Genomic DNA, 16,575 nt, shown 5'->3' on the forward strand with positions numbered 1-16,575 from the left:
GCAAAAATTAAATGAAGAAATCCAGGCGGAAATAGATCGGCGCTTCACGCTCGGTCAGCGCGTCCGGTCGTTCCAGGGAATGCGCGAAAGTCACGCTGGCGGCCACATGCTGACCACGTGCGAACAGCTCCAGCGAGTTGCTCGACATGCGTCCGTGCTGATCGCCGTTGTAGCGATCGCCACGAATTACGCCCTGGTCGTATCCGAGGCTGGTGCCGTATTCGGCGAACACCGGTTGCAGCCATTCGGCCGTCACCGGGCGGCTCCAGCGCAGGTCGTTGCGCCAGTAACCACCGCTGTCGCCGGACAGCGATTGATCCTTGTAGCCACGGATCGACGCCGAGCCGCCAAGGCTGGTGCGCTGTGGGCTGAACAGCACGTCTTCGCTGCGCTGGCCGGTCATCAGGCTGCTGAAGCTGAAGGACTCACCGAGCAATTTGAACGGCTGCAAATAGCTCAGGGTTGCGGTGTATTTGCGGTAGCGTGCGTCCGGTTCACCGGGGCCGGGATCGTGACTGCCCTGCGCATCAAAAGCACCAATGCCCTCCTGCACGCCAGCATCGAAGTTGACGAATGCGCTGCCGACACGACGGCCATGGTTGAAGCCGAATTGCGCTTCGCTGATGCGATTGCTGCTCAGTTTGAGTTTGCTGTCTTCGATGAAGTTGTTGCTGCGCAGGTACGAAAGTCCCGCACTGAGGGAGGTCTTGCTGACCGAGTCGCGATGGATCACGCGTTCGGCGCGCAACTGATGGTTTTCGCTGTCGCCGGTCTGCTTGAAGTTGTAACCGTTGGCGGCTATCTGCGAGCGGTACTCGCTCTGGCTGTAGGTGTAACTGAACGTCCACCAGCCCCACGGCAGGCTGTAATTGAGCATGGCGTTGTTGGAGGTGTGCTGATGATCGGTCATCGCATCGTGACCGCCACGCAGGCTCAGTTGGTCGGCCAGACCGAGCGGGCTGTCCCAGTCGAACGACGTGCCCCACTGCTGCTCGCCGGTGCTGCGTTGGCCATCGTTGCTGCGCGACAGGCCGGCGCGCCATGGCTTCTGCGGCGTGTTGGTCACGCGCACCTCGCTGCCGCCGACATTCTGCCCCGGCGCCAGCTCCATTTTGGCCTGGTTGGACGGCAGGCGATTGAGCTGGTCGACCATTTGCTCGATCTCGCGCAGGTTGACCAGTTCACCGCTTTTGCCGGGAAAAGCCATGGCCAGTTCGCGATCCGAGAGCCGGCTGTTTTCTGCGCCTTTCAAGCCTTCGAGTCTGCCTTCGACCACCAGCACTTTCAGGTGCCCGGCGGACAGATCCTGCTGTGGCAAGTAAGCGCGGCTGGTGACCAGGCCTTTTTCGATGTAGTGATCGGTGATGACTTTGAGCAGCTCGTTGAGCTGCGGCACGCCGAGGCATTCGCCGATATAAGGCTTGAGCAGCCGCGTCTTGTCGCGCTCCGAGAGGCTGTCGGCGCCCTTGAGCTCGATGTCCTTGATGGTGAAGCAGCGAGTGTCGACGGGGGTTGTCGGCTGTGTGGGTTTGGCGTCTTTGCCGGGCAGATCCTTGAGTTCTTCAAGGCGACGCTGCTGCTCTTCGAGCAAACGGTTCTGACGTTCGCGGATCAGGTCGGTTTCACCGGGAGTGGGCGCGGCCCAGGCAGACTCAAGCGGAGAAAGGCAGAGCAGCGCCAGGCACAACCGCGCCGTGAAGGCGGGTGAAAACATGTTCGATCCCTCGACATAAAAAGTGACATCAAAATAGTGGCGCGATATTAGATGGCCATCATTTTGACGTCAAACTTATGTTTGCGCCGTTCATCGGCGTTTGCCGCACCTTCATACGGGTGAAACCAGCACCTGCGTACAAGTGGCGGGCGCGTTTTGCACGGATAGTGGCCGTTGCCCATTCGGCATCTATTCTTGCCACACACGATCACAAGGAGTTTGCATGAGCACCTTCAAGACCCAAGACGGCACCGAGATCTATTACAAGGACTGGGGCAGCGGCAAGCCCGTGCTGTTCAGCCACGGCTGGCCGCTGGATGCCGACATGTGGGAATACCAGATGGAGTACCTGAGCAGTCGCGGCTATCGCACCATCGCCTTCGACCGCCGTGGTTTCGGTCGCTCGGAGCAGCCGTGGACCGGTTATGACTACGACACCTTCGCCGATGACATCGCTGGCCTGATCAACCATTTGGACCTGCGCGACGTGACCCTGGTCGGCTTCTCCATGGGTGGCGGCGACGTCAGCCGCTACATCGCCCGCCACGGCAGCGAGCGCGTTACCGGCCTGGTATTGCTCGGTGCGGTGACGCCGCTGTTCGGCAAGAAAGCCGACTTCGCCGAGGGCGTCGACAAATCGGTGTTCGACGGCATCAAGGCCGGCCTTCTGAAGGATCGCGCGCAGTTCATCGCCGACTTCAACGCGCCGTTCTACGGCACCAATCAGGGCCAGAAAGTCTCTGACGGCGTTCTCACGCAAACCCTGAACATCGCGCTGCTGGCATCGCTCAAGGGCACCGTCGACTGCGTGACCGCGTTCTCGGAAACCGACTTCCGCCCGGACATGGCCAAGATCGATGTGCCGACTCTGGTGATCCATGGCGACGGCGACCAGATCGTGCCGTTCGAAACCACCGGCAAGCAGGCCGCCGCGCAAATCAAAGGCGCCGAGTTGAAGGTCTACGCCGGCGCGCCGCACGGTTTTGCCGTGACGCATGCGCAGGCGTTGAATGAGGATCTGCTGGCGTTCCTCAACCGGTAATTTCCGCTTGGCACACGCCGTAGTCAGATGCTGATGAACCAAGGCCCGCGCGATGCGGGCCTTGTGTTTTGCGCTATGGTATTTTTTCTGCGTCCACTACCGGAGAAGGAAATCCCATGCTGCGAATACTCGGCAAAGCCTCATCGATCAACGTGCGCAAAGTGCTGTGGACCAGTGCTGAACTGGACATCCCGTTCGAGCGCGAAGACTGGGGTTCGGGCTTCCAGTCGCCAAACACGCCGGAGTTTCTCGCGCTCAATCCCTGCGCCATGGTGCCGGTGATCCAGGACGGCGATTTCACTCTCTGGGAATCCAACACAATCATTCGTTATCTGGCGACGCGTTACGGCGGTGCGCATTTGTATCCCGCTGAGCCTATTGCCCGGGCGCGGGTCGATCAATGGATCGACTGGCAGGCCTCGGAGCTGAATCGCTCTTGGTCGTACCCGCTGATGGCGCTGGTGCGCAAGTCGCCGGATTATCAGGACGGCGATGCCCTGGCCGCCGGCTGCCGGGACTGGATGCGCAACATGCAAATCCTCGACCGCCAACTGGAGAAGACCGGCGCTTACGTCAGTGGCGAGCAGTTTTCCCTGGCGGACATTCCGATCGGGCTGTCGGTCAATCGCTGGTTCGAAACGCCGCTCGATCACGGTGACCTGGCTGCGGTGCGCGCCTATTACGATCGCTTGAATCAGCGCGACGGTTATCGTTTGTACGGGCGCAATGGCACGCCGTAACGCCGAATGCGTTCAGCCCTGCTCACGCACCACGCCCCGCTCTTCAAGCAAACGCACGAACATGCTCAGACTGCGCGACACCGTGCCCCGGCGCCACACCAGCCAAGTGGTCAGATAGCGGAAGTCCGCCGTCAGCGGCCAGACACTGACGGTCGCGCTGCCGGGCATGCTTTGCAACATTTTGCGCGGCATCAGTGCCAGGCCGGCACCTGCGCTGACGCAGGCGAGCATGCCGTGGTAGGACTCCATTTCGAAGATCTTGCCGGGTACGGCAGCGTCAGTGCTGAACCATTTTTCGAAATGATGCCGGTAGGAACAGTTGGATCGGAAGGCGTAGATATTCTCGCCGTTAACGTCCGCCGCACGTTCGACCGGTGAATGATTGAGCGGCGCGATGATGACCATTTCCTCCTCGAACGCCGGCACACCTTCCAGGGCCGGATGCAGTACCGGGCCGTCGACAAATGCGGCGGCGAGACGCCCGGACAGCACACCGTCGATCATCGTCCCCGATGGCCCGGTTGACAGGTCGAGGTCGACCTTCGGGTGCTGCTGGTTGTACGCCGCCAGCAGTTCGGGAATACGCACCGCTGCGGTACTTTCCAGCGAACCCAAGGGGAACGCGCCCTGGGGTTCTTCGCCTGCCACCGTCGCCCGCGCTTCCTGCACCAGATCGAGAATGCGCCGCGTGTACTCGAGAAAACTCCACCCGGCCGGTGACAGGCGCAGACGGCTTTTCTCGCGGATAAACAAATCGACGCCGAGGTCCTGCTCCAGCTGTTTGATCCGCGTGGTCAGGTTCGACGGCACGCGGTGAATGTGCGTGGCGGCGGCGCTGATGCTGCCGTGCTCGGCCACTGCCTTGAAGATTTCCAGTTGCACCAGATCCACAGCCATTCTCCAATCGTGAAAGAAACGCTCTTTATTATTCAGTTTCCAGAAAACTAACGCCACCCTACTCTAGGCCCATCCGACGAACCTACAGGACAACGTCATGAGCCAGATTTCCAGCCAGACCCACGCCATCTCGATCAATCCCGCCACCGGTGAGCAGATCGGTCACTACGCGTTTGAATCCGCCGCTGCCCTTGATGCGGCACTGACTCGCGCTGCCTTCGCTTTCGGCAAGTGGAAGCGCAAGCCGCTGCAGGATCGTTCGCGCCTGTTGACCGCCCTCGCCGGCGCGCTGCGTGAAACCGCCGAAGCCATGGCAACCATGATCACCCAGGAAATGGGCAAGCCGATCGCCCAGGCCCGTGGCGAAATCGAGAAATGCGCCAAGCTCTGCGAGTGGTACGCCGAACACGGCCCAGCCATGCTCGACGCCGAAGCCACCCAGGTTGAAGGCGGCAAGGCGCGTATCGAGTACCGTCCGCTGGGGCCGATTCTGGCGGTGATGCCGTGGAATTTCCCGATCTGGCAAGTGCTGCGCGGCGCGGTGCCGACGCTGATTGCCGGCAACACCTACGTACTCAAGCACGCGCCGAACGTGATGGGCAGCGCTTACCTGCTGCGCGATGCGTTCGTCCGCGCCGGTTTCCCCGAGGGCGCGTTTGAAGTGATCAACGTCACCCCGGAAGGCGTTTCCACCGCCATCGCCGATTCGCGCATCGCCGCTGTGACGCTGACCGGCAGCGTCCGCGCCGGTATGGCCATCGGCGCTCAGGCCGGTGCGGCATTGAAGAAATGCGTGCTGGAACTCGGCGGCTCCGATCCGTTCATCGTGCTCAACGATGCTGATCTGGATGAGGCGGTGCAGGCGGCGGTGGTCGGTCGTTATCAGAACTCCGGGCAGGTCTGCGCTGCTGCGAAACGTCTGATCATCGAACAAGGTGTTGTCGAAGAATTCACCCGCAAGTTCGTTGAAGCGACACGCCAGTTGAAAATGGGCGATCCGCTGAACGCTGACACTTACATCGGGCCGATGGCGCGGTTCGATCTGCGTGATGAACTGGATCAGCAAGTGCGCGACACGTTGGAGGAAGGCGCGACGCTGTTGCTGGGGGGCGGCAAGGTTGAGGGTTCGGGCAACTACTATGAGCCGACGGTACTGGCGGATGTCACCGACCGCATGACTTCGTTCAAGCAAGAGCTGTTCGGCCCGGTCGCTTCGATCATCACCGCCCGCGATTGCGCACACGCCGTGGCCTTGGCCAACGACAGCGATTTCGGCCTGACCGCGACTATCTACACCGCGAACGTGGCGCTGGCTGAGCAACTGACCAGTGAACTGGAAACCGGCGGCGTGTTCATCAACGGCTACTCCGCCAGCGATCCGCGTGTGACCTTCGGCGGCGTGAAAAAAAGCGGCTTCGGTCGTGAGCTGTCGCACTTTGGCGTACGGGAATTCTGCAACGCGCAGACCGTGTGGCTGGATCGTAAATAAGCCGGATGCTGTAAAACCTGTGGGAGCGAGCCTGCTCGCGAAAGCGGTGTATCAAGCGATGAAGATGCCGAATCCACCGGCGCCATCGCTGGCAAGCCAGCTCCCACAAATACTGCGGTGGAAACTGATACAGCAAACACCATAGAACCCTGTGGGAGCTGGCTTGCCAGCGATGGCGGTGCATCAGCCAGCATTTATACCGGCTGATTCACCGCTTTCGTGAGCAAGCTCACTCCCACAAGTCCACGCAATTTACAGATATTTCAGCCAGTTGATGTCCCGCCGCCGCGCTTTCAATACAGAGAACCAGCGCACTGCCGGGAACAGCACCACGGCGAGAACCACCGCCGCCAGCCACACCGCCGTCACCGTCGAAAAGCCGAAATAGCTGCCCTGATTCAGGCCGAACAGCGCCACGCCAATCAGGTACAACACCTTCAACACGTACAAGTGCAGCAGATAGAAAAACATCGGCGCCGAACCGAACACCGTCAGCCAGCCAATCCAGCGGCGACTCTGCACGCGCTCAAAGGCGAGCAACAGCAACAGCCCCACGCTCACAGTCAGCGCGATGAACAGCAGCGACGGCGGATATTTGGTGATGTTGAAAAAACTCATCTGCGTCTGCACCAGCGAATCGCTGATCGCCCACGGTTTTTCGCCGTAGCCGTTAATCAAGCGCAGCACCATAAATCCCAGCAATCCACCGACCCCGGTAATCAGCAAACGACGCTGACGCACCGCCGCGTCCATGCCCCGAGCAAACCACGGCCCCAGCGCATAGCCCAGGCCGATTACACCAATCCACGGCAGCAGCGGGTACGAGGTGCGCAGGCGCAGGGTGTCGCTGATCTCGATCCAGCCTCGATCATGCAGAATCGCCCAAGGCACATGCAGCGCCGACTCGACCGGGAAATGCAGCGTATCAAGCAAGTTGTGCCCGGCGATGATCGCCAGGCTCAGCGTCAGCAGCACCGCACGTGGCAACCAGACCAGCAGCGCCAGCGCGATCATGCTCAGGCCGATCGCCCAGATCACTTGCAGGTAGATCACGCTGGGCGGCAACTGGAACGTCCAGGCGAAGTTGACCAAAGTGAATTCCAGCGCCACGAGGAACAATCCGCGCTTGAACAGAAACGCGCTGACATCGGCTTTGCCGGCGTATTTTTCGCCGTAGAGCCATGCCGACAAACCGGTCAGCAAGACGAACACCGGCGCACACAGATGCGCCAGAGTGCGGCTGAAAAACAGCGCCGGCTCGGTGCTGGCGATGTCCATCGGATCGGAGACCTGCCGATGCAGCAGAAAGGTTTCGCGCACGTGATCGAGCAGCATGAACAGGATCACAAGGCCTCTGAGCGCATCAATGGATAGCAGCCGGCCAGTCGTCAATGGGGCAGAACGGGGAAGCACAGGGGTCATGGGGCTTTCGCAATCGAGAGGGATAACACCGGACGGCCGCAACGCCGCCCGCAAATTCGCGTTACCTTATAACATCTAAAAAGCAAAACCCAAACAAGTCAGGATCAAGGTTGCCCATCGGCCCCGGCCTTCTATAGTGAACAGGTCTGCCCTGCCGTCGCGGCCCTCCTCGAGCGTTGTCCATGGTCAACACCGAACACCTGATCATTTGCGAGCACTGTGATTGCGTGTACGAAAAAGTCGTGCTCGCCCAACACCAGAAAACCCTGTGCGTACGCTGCGGTGGCGTGCTGCAGCGCTTCAACGGCCTGACCATCGAGCAGCGTCTGGCGCTGACGTTCACTGCGGCGATGCTGTGGCTGTTTGCCAATTTCTACCCGGTGATGAGCATCAGCCTCAAAGGCATGAAGAACAGTGCGACCCTTTGGGATTCGGTGCTTGCTCTGAGTCAGGGGCCGATTACGTTCATTGCAATGGTCGCGGCGATTGCGATCATCATCGCCCCGGCATTTCAGCTGGTGTTGCTGGTCTGGGTGTTGAGTTTTGCCCTCGGCCTGCGTCGGGCACCGGGGTTCAACCTGTGCATGCGCTGGCTGGAAACCCTGCGCCCGTGGAGCATGCTCGAAGTGTGTCTGCTGGGGGCGATGGTCGCCGTGTTCAAACTCGCCGGACTGCTCGATGTACTGCCCGGGATCGGCCTGTTCGCCCTGGCGGTGCTGAGCCTGATGATGATCCGCATTGCCGGCCGGGACATTCGCGAACTGTGGGACATTTTATGAAGCGTCCACCGACCGCCAGCGAACTCAACCTGTGCCTGTGCCACAGCTGTGGCCTGGCCTGTGACATGACCGACGAGCCACACCAGTGCCCGCGCTGTGATGCGCCGTTGCACCGGCGCAAGACCAATTCGCTGGCGCGCACCTGGGCGTACATGCTCGCCGCGCTGGCGTTTTATGTTCCCGCCAATCTGCTGCCGGTGATGAATACGGTGATGCTCGGCAACGGCGCCGACAGCACGATCATGAGTGGCGTGCTGGAGTTCTGGGAGGCCGGAGCGTGGGACATCGCCCTGATCATTTTCATCGCCAGTATCGCGGTGCCGGGGGTCAAGTTCGTCGCCCTGACTTTGCTGCTGGTCACCGTACAGCGCAACAGCGACTGGGCGCGCAGGGAGCGTTCGAAGCTGTACCGCTTCGTCGAACTGATCGGTTACTGGTCGATGCTCGATGTGCTGGTGGTCGCGCTGGTCGCGGCGCTGGTGAAATTCCAGGCGCTGGGCGATATCGAGCCACGACCGGGCATCCTGTTCTTCGGCCTGGTCGTGGTGTTCACCATGCTTGCGGCGATGAGTTTCGACCCGCGCCTGATCTGGGACAAGGACACCAGCGACACGGTCAGCGACGCAGCGTCTGGAGCAGCACCTGCAACGGATGACGCAGCGCCTGATCCGACTGGCGCTTGACCTGGCTGCGGCAGGAATAGCCGGTCGCCAACGCCTCGCCCTGCTCCGCCGAAGCCTGCACCTGACGCGCCCACGATTGCTCATAAATGACTGCCGAGGTCTGCCGATTACGTGCTTCGTGGCCGTAGGTACCGGACATGCCGCAGCAACCGGTGGCTTGTGTGGCCAGCTTCAGTCCGGCACGTTCGAAGACCTGTTCCCATTGGCGGGTCGCGGCCGGCGCGTTGGTTTTCTCCGTGCAATGGGCGAGCAGACGGAACGCTTTGGGCTGAGCATCAGGCGTCCGTTCTGGCATAACCTTGAGCAACCACTCCTGCACCAGCGCCACTTCAGGACATTCATTCAGGCCCGGCACTTTCAGGTATTCCTGACGATAGACCAGAGTCATCGCCGGATCGAGCCCCAGCAACGGCACGCCGGTCTGCGCCAGCGCCTGCAACTGCTCAGCGTTACGCAACGCCGCGCGATTGAACGCCGAGAGAAAGCCCTGAACGTGCAGCGGCTTGCCGTTGGCGCTGAACGGCGCGAGATAAACCTGATAACCCAGACGCGAAATCAGCTCGACCAGGTCAGCCAGCAGCGGCGCTTCGAAGTAGCGGGTGAAGGCGTCCTGCACGATGACCACGCTGCGTTCGCTTTGCTCTGGGCTCAGCGCCGACAGCGTTGCGACGGTTGCCGGCTGCACCTGCCAACGGCGCATCGCCGCGTGGAAATCGAAACGGCTGAGCAACGGCACATCGACCATGCCACCGATCCGCGCCAGTGCGCCACGCACCCAGCCAGCGCCCATCACACCGTTGTACAGCGCCGGAATCCGCGCCATATAGGGAATGGTGTATTCCAGCGAAGCAATCAGGTAATCCCGTGCCGGCCGCAGATAACGACTGTGATACAGCTCGAGAAAACGCGAGCGAAACTCCGGCACGTTGACCTTGACCGGGCACTGCCCCGCGCAGGATTTACAGGCCAGACAACCGGCCATGGCGTCGTAAACTTCATGGGAAAAGTCTGCCGACGGATCGCGACTGTTGCGCCAGCGCTGCCACAGCGAGGGGAAAAACGCCGGTTTGCGGATCGCATCCGAGAGCACGTCGACGCCCGCCTCGCCTTGCAACCGCAGCCATTCGCGAATCAGCGAAGCGCGGCCCTTGGGCGACTGCGCGCGTTCGCGGGTGGCTTTCCACGACGGGCACATGGCGTCATCGGGATCGAAGTTGTAGCAGGCGCCGTTGCCATTGCAGTGCATGGCCGCGCCGTAGCTTTGCCAGACTTTCTCGTCGATCTGCCGATCCAGCTCGCCGCGCAGGGTCACTTCGTCGATCTTCAGCAGTGCCGATCCGCTGTTGGCCGGCGTGGCGATTTTGCCCGGGTTGAACTGGTTGAATGGGTCGAACGCGGCTTTCAAGGCTTGCAGCGCCGGGTACAACTCGCCGAAGAATGCCGGCGCGTATTCCGAACGCAGGCCCTTGCCATGCTCGCCCCAGAGCAGACCGCCGTAGCGCTGGGTCAACGCGGCGACGCCATCAGACACCGGGCGTACCAGCGCCGCTTGCTGCGGGTCTTTCATGTCGAGAATCGGCCGCACGTGCAGTACGCCGGCGTCGACATGGCCGAACATGCCGTACTGCAAGCCGTGGCTGTCGAGCAGGTCGCGCAGCTCGGCGATGTATTCGGCCAAATGCTGCGGCGGCACTGCGGTGTCTTCAACGAACGGCTGCGGGCGGGCTTCGCCGGCGACGTTGCCGAGCAGGCCCACCGCCCGTTTGCGCATGCCGTAAACCTTGTTCACCGCTGCCTGACCGATCGCCAGCGTATGCCCGAGGCGCTCCACCGTGCGGTCGCTTTGCAGATGTTCGAGGAACGCTTCGACGCGGCGCTGCAGGTCTTCGGGATCGTCACCGCAGAACTCGACCAGGTTGATGCCCAGAGTCGGCCGCTCAGCGTTTTCCGGAAAATATTCGGCAACACCGTGCCAGACGATGTCCTGCATCGCCAGCAGCAAAACCTTGGAATCGACGGTTTCGATCGACAACGGCTTGAGCGCCATCAACGCCCGCGCATCACGCAAGGCATCCATGAACCCGGCGTAGCGGATATTCACCAGCATCGTGTGCTTGGGAATCAGCAGAACGTTCAACCGCGCTTCGACGACGAAGCCCAGCGAGCCCTCAGCGCCGCAGAGCACGCTGTTGAGGTTGAAGCGCTGATCGGCCTCACGCAGGTGCGCCAGGTCATAACCGGTCAGGCAGCGGTTGAGATCCGGAAAGCGTGCCTTGATCAGCTCGCCCTGTTCATCAATGATCTGCCGCGCACAACGATAGACTTCGCCGACCCGATCGTCGCGGGCGCACTGCGTTTCAAGCTCGTCCTCCGTCAGCGGCAGACCGTGCAAACGCTCGCCGCCGCGCAGGATCATCTCCAGTTCCAGCACATGGTCGCGGGTCTTGCCGTAGGTGCAACTACCCTGGCCGCTGGCGTCGGTGTTGATCATGCCGCCGACCGTGGCGCGATTGGAGGTCGACAGTTCCGGGGCGAAGAACAGCCCGGCGGATTTCAACGCGGCGTTGAGCTGATCCTTGACCACCCCGGCCTGCACCCGCACCCAGCGCTGTTCGACGTTGACTTCCAGAATGCGGTTCATGTGCCGCGACAGGTCTACAACGATGCCGTCCGTCAGCGATTGGCCATTGGTACCGGTGCCACCGCCACGCGGGGTGATCACCACTTTCTCGTACGCCGGTTCGGCAATCAGCCGTGCGACACGTGCCACATCATCCGCATCCAGCGGAAACACAGCGGCTTGCGGCAGGCGTTGATAGATCGAGTTGTCGGTCGCGAGCACCACGCGGCTGGCGTAGTCAGCGCTGATTTCCCCACGAAAGCCGCTGTCTTTCAGGGCGGCGAGGAATTGTTGGTAATCGCCGGTCAAGGCTTTGACGGGCGACAGCTGGGCAATCATTGGTCGGGTCATCTCGGTCAAATCGGGCTGTGTGGCGGTGGACAGTTGTGCGCAACGAATGATTGCGTCAGGCTCCGCCATCTGATTGCGCCCATGTTCATTGCTGGCCAGCCATGGAACAAGCGTAATTTCGACCCGCTATCGATGAGTTTTACGAATGAATCCGCGTACCCTCACGCCGTCCATGTCGCTGCTGCTGGCTTTCGAGGCCGCCGCTCGTCATGAGAGCTACACCCGCGCCGCCCATGAACTGTCACTGACGCAGAGCGCGGTCAGCCGCCAGGTACAGATTCTCGAGAAGATGCTGGGCATGCGCTTGTTCAGCCGCGAAGGCCGCCAGGTGGTGCTGACGGATGTCGGGCGCATGTATCAGCGCGAACTCAGCGAAGCCCTCGGGCAGATTCGCAGCGCCACTTTGCAGGCAATGGCGTTTGGTTCGGGCATCCACAGCCTGCGCCTGGCGACGCTGCCGACCTTCGGCTCGAAATGGCTGCTTCCACGGCTTAAGGATTTCTACACGGCGCACCCGGGCATGACCGTGCACCTGCACTCTCGGATCGAAACCATCGACTTCGACACCAGCGAAATCGACGCGGCGATCTGCGTCGGCGGCGGAGAATGGCCAGGCCTGACCGCCCTGCCCCTGCACACCGAAGAACTGGTGGCCATTGCCAGCGCGCAGTTGTCGGCACCTGAACGCGATGAAGCTGAGCAGCACATTGCCGGGCAGTTATTGCTCAACGTCAGCAGCAATGCCCAGGCGTGGGCGGAATGGTTCAGCCATCACCAACTGCCGCATCGCAGCATGCGGATCGGGCCGAGCTTCGAAATGACCTCGCACTTGATTCAGGCAGTACGCGCCAATATCGGTGTTGGCCTGGTGCCGCGAATTCTGGTCGAAGACGAATTGCTCAAGGGCGAATTGCTGCAACTGGGCGAGCCGATTACCAGCCGACGCAGCTATTACCTCGTGTATCCGCCGCGTAATGAGAATTTGCCTTCGTTGAAGGCGTTCAGGGATTGGCTGATTGATACCCTCTGAAGGATCGAGTCGCGGCCATTCGCGAGCAGGCTCGCTCCCACAGGGAAATGTATGTCAAGTGTGGGAGCGAGCCTGCTCGCGAAGAAGCCAGTCGCAACGACCTTAAAACCTCGGTTTGACCGCCCGCCAGTCCGCCTTGTACCGCTGCATCTGCCGCACATCATCGCGCTGGCGAATCCCGCACGTCAGGTACTGGTCATGCAGCTTGGCCAGTTGTTCATGATCCAGCTCCAGCCCCAGCCCGGGCGCCTTGGTGATCTTCACACAGCCATCGACAATCGGCAGCTTGCCGCCCTTGATCACTTCCTCGTCCGGCTCCTGCCACGGGTAATGGGTGTCGCAGGCGTAATCCAGATTCGGCACCGCCGCCGCGACGTGCGCCATGGCCATCAGGCTGATGCCCAGGTGCGAGTTGGAATGCATCGACACGCCAAGGCCGAACACGTCGCACATTTTTGCCAGCGTCTGCGTATCCCGCAGGCCACCCCAGTAATGGTGGTCGGCGAGGACGATTTGCACGCTGTTCTGCGCAACGCTGCGGCGGAACTCGTCGAAATCGGTAACGACCATATTGGTCGCCAAGGGCAGACCGGTGCGCTTGTGCAGTTCGGCCATGCCATCAAGGCCCGGGGTCGGGTCTTCGTAATACTGCAGATCATCGCCGAGCAGTTCGGCCATGCGAATCGCCGTCTCCAGCGACCAGTTGCCGTTCGGATCGATGCGCAGCGGAAATCCCGGAAAGGCTTTCTTCAGTGCCTTGATGCATGCCACCTCATGCTCCGGCGGCAAGGTGCCGGCCTTGAGCTTGATGCTCTTGAAACCGTACGCCTCGATCATCCGCGCCGCCTGCGCGACGATCTGCTGCTCGCTCAGCGCCTCGCCCCAGTTGTCCGGCTTGTAGGGGGAGTCGATGTGTTCGGCGTATTTGAAAAACAGGTAGGCGCTGAACGGCACTTCATCGCGGATCGCCCCGCCGAGCAGGTCCACCAGCGGCACGTTCAGGTAGTGCGCCTGCAAATCGAGAAACGCTACTTCGAATGCCGAGTAGGCATTGCTCACCGCTTTGCTGGCATGGGAACCGGGGGCCAGTTCGGCACCAGCGACGCCGGCGGGTTTATTCGCCGCCACGGTGGCCTGCACGATCGCGCGCAATTGATTGAGATTGAACGGATCGAGGCCGATCAACTGGCTCTGCAATTGTTGCTGGATCGCCAGCGCCGGGGCATCCCCGTAGCTTTCGCCGAGGCCGATGTAGCCGTTGTCACTTTCAATCTCGATGATCGAGCGCAGAGCAAAGGGTTCGTGGATGCCGCTGGCGTTGAGCAGTGGCGGATCGCGAAAGGCAATCGGGGTGACGCTGACACGGGTGATTTTCAAGATAACGCTCCTGACAGATCAACAATCGATTCAGTGGCTCGCAGCCGGACGAGCCGGCGCCACAACGGCGGCTTCGTCACTTGGCTTTGCCGGGGTTTTATCTTTGGCGCCAGGCGCCGTGCGGGCGAAGAAGATCACCACGGCAGCGATCAGCGATGTCGCCGCCAGGCCATACAGGCCGCCCTCGATGGAGCCGGTGGTTTGTTCAAGGATGCCGAACGCGGTCGGCGCGACGAAGCCGCCAAGGTTGCCGATGGAGTTGATAAGCGCGATCACCGCCGCAGCAATGCGCGCATCCAGATAGCTCTGCGGAATCGGCCAGAACAGCGCCGACGCCGCTTTGAAACCGATGGCGGCGAAGCAGATCGCGACAAAGGCAAACACCGGCCCGCCGGTGGTCGACATGAACATACCGATGGCGGCGATCACCAGGGTCAGCGCGACCCAGGCCTGCTGGAATTTCCACTTGCCGGCCAGCGCCGCGAAGCCGTACATGGCGACAATCGAAATGATCCACGGAATGGAGTTGAGCAGCCCGACCTGAAAATCACCGAGGTTGCCCATCTTCTTGATCATGCTCGGTAGCCAGAAGGTTGCGCCGTAGATGGTCAGGGCAATGGAAAAGTAGATGAAGCAGAACAGCGCGATCTGCCGGTCGGCCAACAGCTTGAACATCGACGGCTTGGCGACTTGTACCGCTTCGCGAGCGCGCTGCTCCTCGGCAATCGCCGCGACCAGCGCTTCACGCTCCTCCTCGCTCAGCCACTTGGCTTGGCGCGGGTGCGATTGCAGCCAGAACCAGACGAAAGCACACAGCACCACCGACGCTGCGCCTTCGATCAGAAACATCCACTGCCAGCCGTGCATGCCCAATCCGCTGATATGCAACAGCGCACCGGACACCGGGCCGGAAATGACCGAGGCAATCGCCGAGCCGCTAAGGAACACCGCCATGGTTTTGCCGCGCTCGGACGCTGGCAGCCATTGGGTGAAGTAGTAAATGATTCCCGGGAAGAACCCGGCCTCAGCCGCGCCGAGAATAAAGCGCAGTACGTAGAAACTGGTTTCGCCCTGAACAAAGGCCATGGCCATGGCCGCAGCGCCCCAGGTGAACATGATCCGCGTCAGCCAGACCCGCGCGCCGTAGCGCTGCAACAGCATGTTCGACGGCACTTCGAACAGCGCATAACCGATGAAAAACAGTCCGGCGCCAAGTCCATAAGCCGCTGCGCCAATGCCCAGATCGGTCTCCAGATGACTGCGCACGAAACCGATATTGACCCGGTCGATGTAGTTGACGATGAACATCACCACGAACAGCGGCAGTACGTGGCGTTTGACCTTGGCGGCGGCGCGGGCGAGCACCGTGATGTCCGGCGGACTCTGGAGGGTTTTCAAGGGGCGACTCCCGATCTTGTTTTTTTAGGGATGACTTGAAGCAATGAGCCGATCATGGACGTCGTGCATTGATCCCGTCTAATCTAAACAGGCATTCGATTGATACCCGGATTAGATCAATGTTCGAACTCACCCAACTGCGCTGCTTTACCACGGTCGCCACCGAACTCAACTTCCGCCGCGCCGCCGAGCGTCTGAACATGACACAGCCGCCGCTGAGTCGGCAGATCCAGTTGCTGGAGCATCACCTTGGCGTCGCGCTGTTCACCCGCAGCACACGCAGCGTTGCGCTGACGGCGGCAGGCCGGGCATTTTTCGTTGAAGCGCAGAATCTGCTGGAGCGCGCCCAGCAAGCAGCGATCACCGCACGCCGGTTTGCCGAGGGCGATATTGGTTCGGTAAACATCGCGTTTGTCGGCAGCGCGGTGTATGAGTTTCTGCCCAAGGTGATCGCCGAAGCGCGACTTAAACAGCCCCAGGTGAAAATCGATCTGGCAGAGATGAACACCTATCAACAGCACGAGGCGTTGCGAGCTCGCCGTATCGACCTGGGCATCGCACGGGCGCCATTGCAGGAACCGGGCTATGCCACCGAATGCCTGGTGCGCGAACCATTTGTGCTGGCAGTGCCCAGCGGGCACAAGTTGGCAAACGCGACTGAAGTGTCTGTCGCCGATCTGGATAAACAACCGTTCCTGATGTACTCCCATGAAGCCTATCCGCCGTTCAACGAACTGTTGACCGGCACGCTACGCTCAGCGCGGGTGGCGCCGGATTACGTGCAGTGGCTGGGCTCGTCGCTGACGATTCTGGCGCTGGTCAACGCTGGCATGGGTCTGGCGCTGGTACCGCGTTGCGCGACCAGCGTGGTGTTCAGGAATGTGGTATTTCGCGAGATCGATCTGGGCGAAGGGGTGCAAAGCGAACTGCATCTGATCTGGCGGGAGAACAATGACAACCCGGCGTTCGCGATGTTGCTGGAGGCGATTCGCCGGGCGGTGGTGCAGGGTTGGGGCTGAAAATTATTGTGGCA

The 16,575-nt window shown here is 61.1% G+C and carries 13 protein-coding genes; 7 read left to right on the forward strand and 6 right to left on the reverse strand.

The features are described from left to right. Positions 1 to 7: 7 nt before the first annotated feature. The gene (locus FEE99_RS20160) at positions 8 to 1,714 is read right to left on the reverse strand and encodes a ShlB/FhaC/HecB family hemolysin secretion/activation protein (RefSeq protein WP_041480762.1); all 1,707 of its coding nucleotides are present in this window, start codon (positions 1,712 to 1,714) and stop codon (positions 8 to 10) included. 223 nt (positions 1,715 to 1,937) lie between these two features. On the opposite strand from FEE99_RS20160, the gene FEE99_RS20165 reads away from it, so the two are divergent. Next, positions 1,938 to 2,756, forward strand: coding sequence for an alpha/beta fold hydrolase (locus FEE99_RS20165; protein WP_041480764.1), 819 nt, complete (start codon positions 1,938 to 1,940; stop codon positions 2,754 to 2,756). Between the two features lie 116 nt (positions 2,757 to 2,872). Continuing rightward, the gene (locus FEE99_RS20170; RefSeq protein WP_041480765.1) at positions 2,873 to 3,496 is read left to right on the forward strand and encodes a glutathione S-transferase family protein; all 624 of its coding nucleotides are present in this window, start codon (positions 2,873 to 2,875) and stop codon (positions 3,494 to 3,496) included. A 12-nt stretch (positions 3,497 to 3,508) separates the two neighbouring features. Here FEE99_RS20170 and ptrR read toward each other — a convergent pair whose 3' ends face one another. Then, complete coding sequence (gene ptrR / locus FEE99_RS20175) at positions 3,509 to 4,387, reverse strand: putrescine utilization regulator PtrR (RefSeq protein ID WP_041480939.1); 879 nt, start codon at positions 4,385 to 4,387, stop codon at positions 3,509 to 3,511. A 103-nt stretch (positions 4,388 to 4,490) separates the two neighbouring features. Between ptrR and FEE99_RS20180 the strand changes: the two genes are divergently transcribed. Next, on the forward strand, positions 4,491 to 5,882 hold the full coding sequence (locus FEE99_RS20180) for an aldehyde dehydrogenase family protein (protein WP_041480766.1): 1,392 nt from the start codon (positions 4,491 to 4,493) through the stop codon (positions 5,880 to 5,882). A gap of 252 nt (positions 5,883 to 6,134) precedes the next feature. On the opposite strand, the gene FEE99_RS20185 is transcribed toward FEE99_RS20180, so the two are convergent. Then, entirely contained in the window at positions 6,135 to 7,304 is a 1,170-nt protein-coding gene (locus tag FEE99_RS20185) for a DUF1624 domain-containing protein (RefSeq protein ID WP_041480767.1), read from the reverse strand. Positions 7,305 to 7,486: 182 nt separating this feature from the next. On the opposite strand from FEE99_RS20185, the gene FEE99_RS20190 reads away from it, so the two are divergent. Both FEE99_RS20190 and FEE99_RS20195 read left to right on the forward strand, forming a co-directional pair. Then, complete coding sequence (locus FEE99_RS20190) at positions 7,487 to 8,083, forward strand: paraquat-inducible protein A (RefSeq protein WP_041480769.1); 597 nt, start codon at positions 7,487 to 7,489, stop codon at positions 8,081 to 8,083. After that, positions 8,080 to 8,766, forward strand: a complete 687-nt coding sequence (locus tag FEE99_RS20195) for a paraquat-inducible protein A (RefSeq protein ID WP_041480770.1) — start codon at positions 8,080 to 8,082, stop codon at positions 8,764 to 8,766. The genes FEE99_RS20190 and FEE99_RS20195 overlap by 4 nt, the downstream gene beginning before the upstream one ends. Here FEE99_RS20195 and ydiJ read toward each other — a convergent pair. Beyond that, positions 8,699 to 11,725, reverse strand: a complete 3,027-nt coding sequence (gene ydiJ / locus FEE99_RS20200) for a D-2-hydroxyglutarate dehydrogenase YdiJ (RefSeq protein ID WP_041480940.1) — start codon at positions 11,723 to 11,725, stop codon at positions 8,699 to 8,701. The genes FEE99_RS20195 and ydiJ overlap by 68 nt on opposite strands. Before the next feature lie 157 nt (positions 11,726 to 11,882). On the opposite strand from ydiJ, the gene FEE99_RS20205 reads away from it, so the two are divergent. Next, positions 11,883 to 12,767 (forward strand): LysR substrate-binding domain-containing protein, encoded by an 885-nt coding sequence (locus FEE99_RS20205; RefSeq protein ID WP_041480772.1) that lies wholly within the window; start codon positions 11,883 to 11,885, stop codon positions 12,765 to 12,767. 102 nt (positions 12,768 to 12,869) lie between these two features. Here FEE99_RS20205 and FEE99_RS20210 read toward each other — a convergent pair whose 3' ends face one another. Beyond that, the gene (locus FEE99_RS20210; RefSeq protein ID WP_041480774.1) at positions 12,870 to 14,144 is read right to left on the reverse strand and encodes a glucarate dehydratase family protein; all 1,275 of its coding nucleotides are present in this window, start codon (positions 14,142 to 14,144) and stop codon (positions 12,870 to 12,872) included. Positions 14,145 to 14,174: 30 nt separating this feature from the next. Beyond that, positions 14,175 to 15,542 (reverse strand): MFS transporter, encoded by a 1,368-nt coding sequence (locus FEE99_RS20215; protein ID WP_041480776.1) that lies wholly within the window; start codon positions 15,540 to 15,542, stop codon positions 14,175 to 14,177. 119 nt (positions 15,543 to 15,661) lie between these two features. Here FEE99_RS20215 and FEE99_RS20220 point away from each other — a divergent pair, with 119 nt between their 5' ends. Further along, positions 15,662 to 16,561 carry a LysR family transcriptional regulator gene (locus FEE99_RS20220; protein ID WP_041480777.1) on the forward strand — a complete coding sequence of 300 codons (900 nt, stop codon included), beginning with the start codon at positions 15,662 to 15,664 and terminating at the stop codon, positions 16,559 to 16,561. Positions 16,562 to 16,575 lie beyond the last annotated feature (14 nt).

It is taken from the genome of Pseudomonas sp. ef1, assembly GCF_007293365.2.
In the GTDB taxonomy this organism is placed as follows: domain Bacteria; phylum Pseudomonadota; class Gammaproteobacteria; order Pseudomonadales; family Pseudomonadaceae; genus Aquipseudomonas; species Aquipseudomonas siliginis.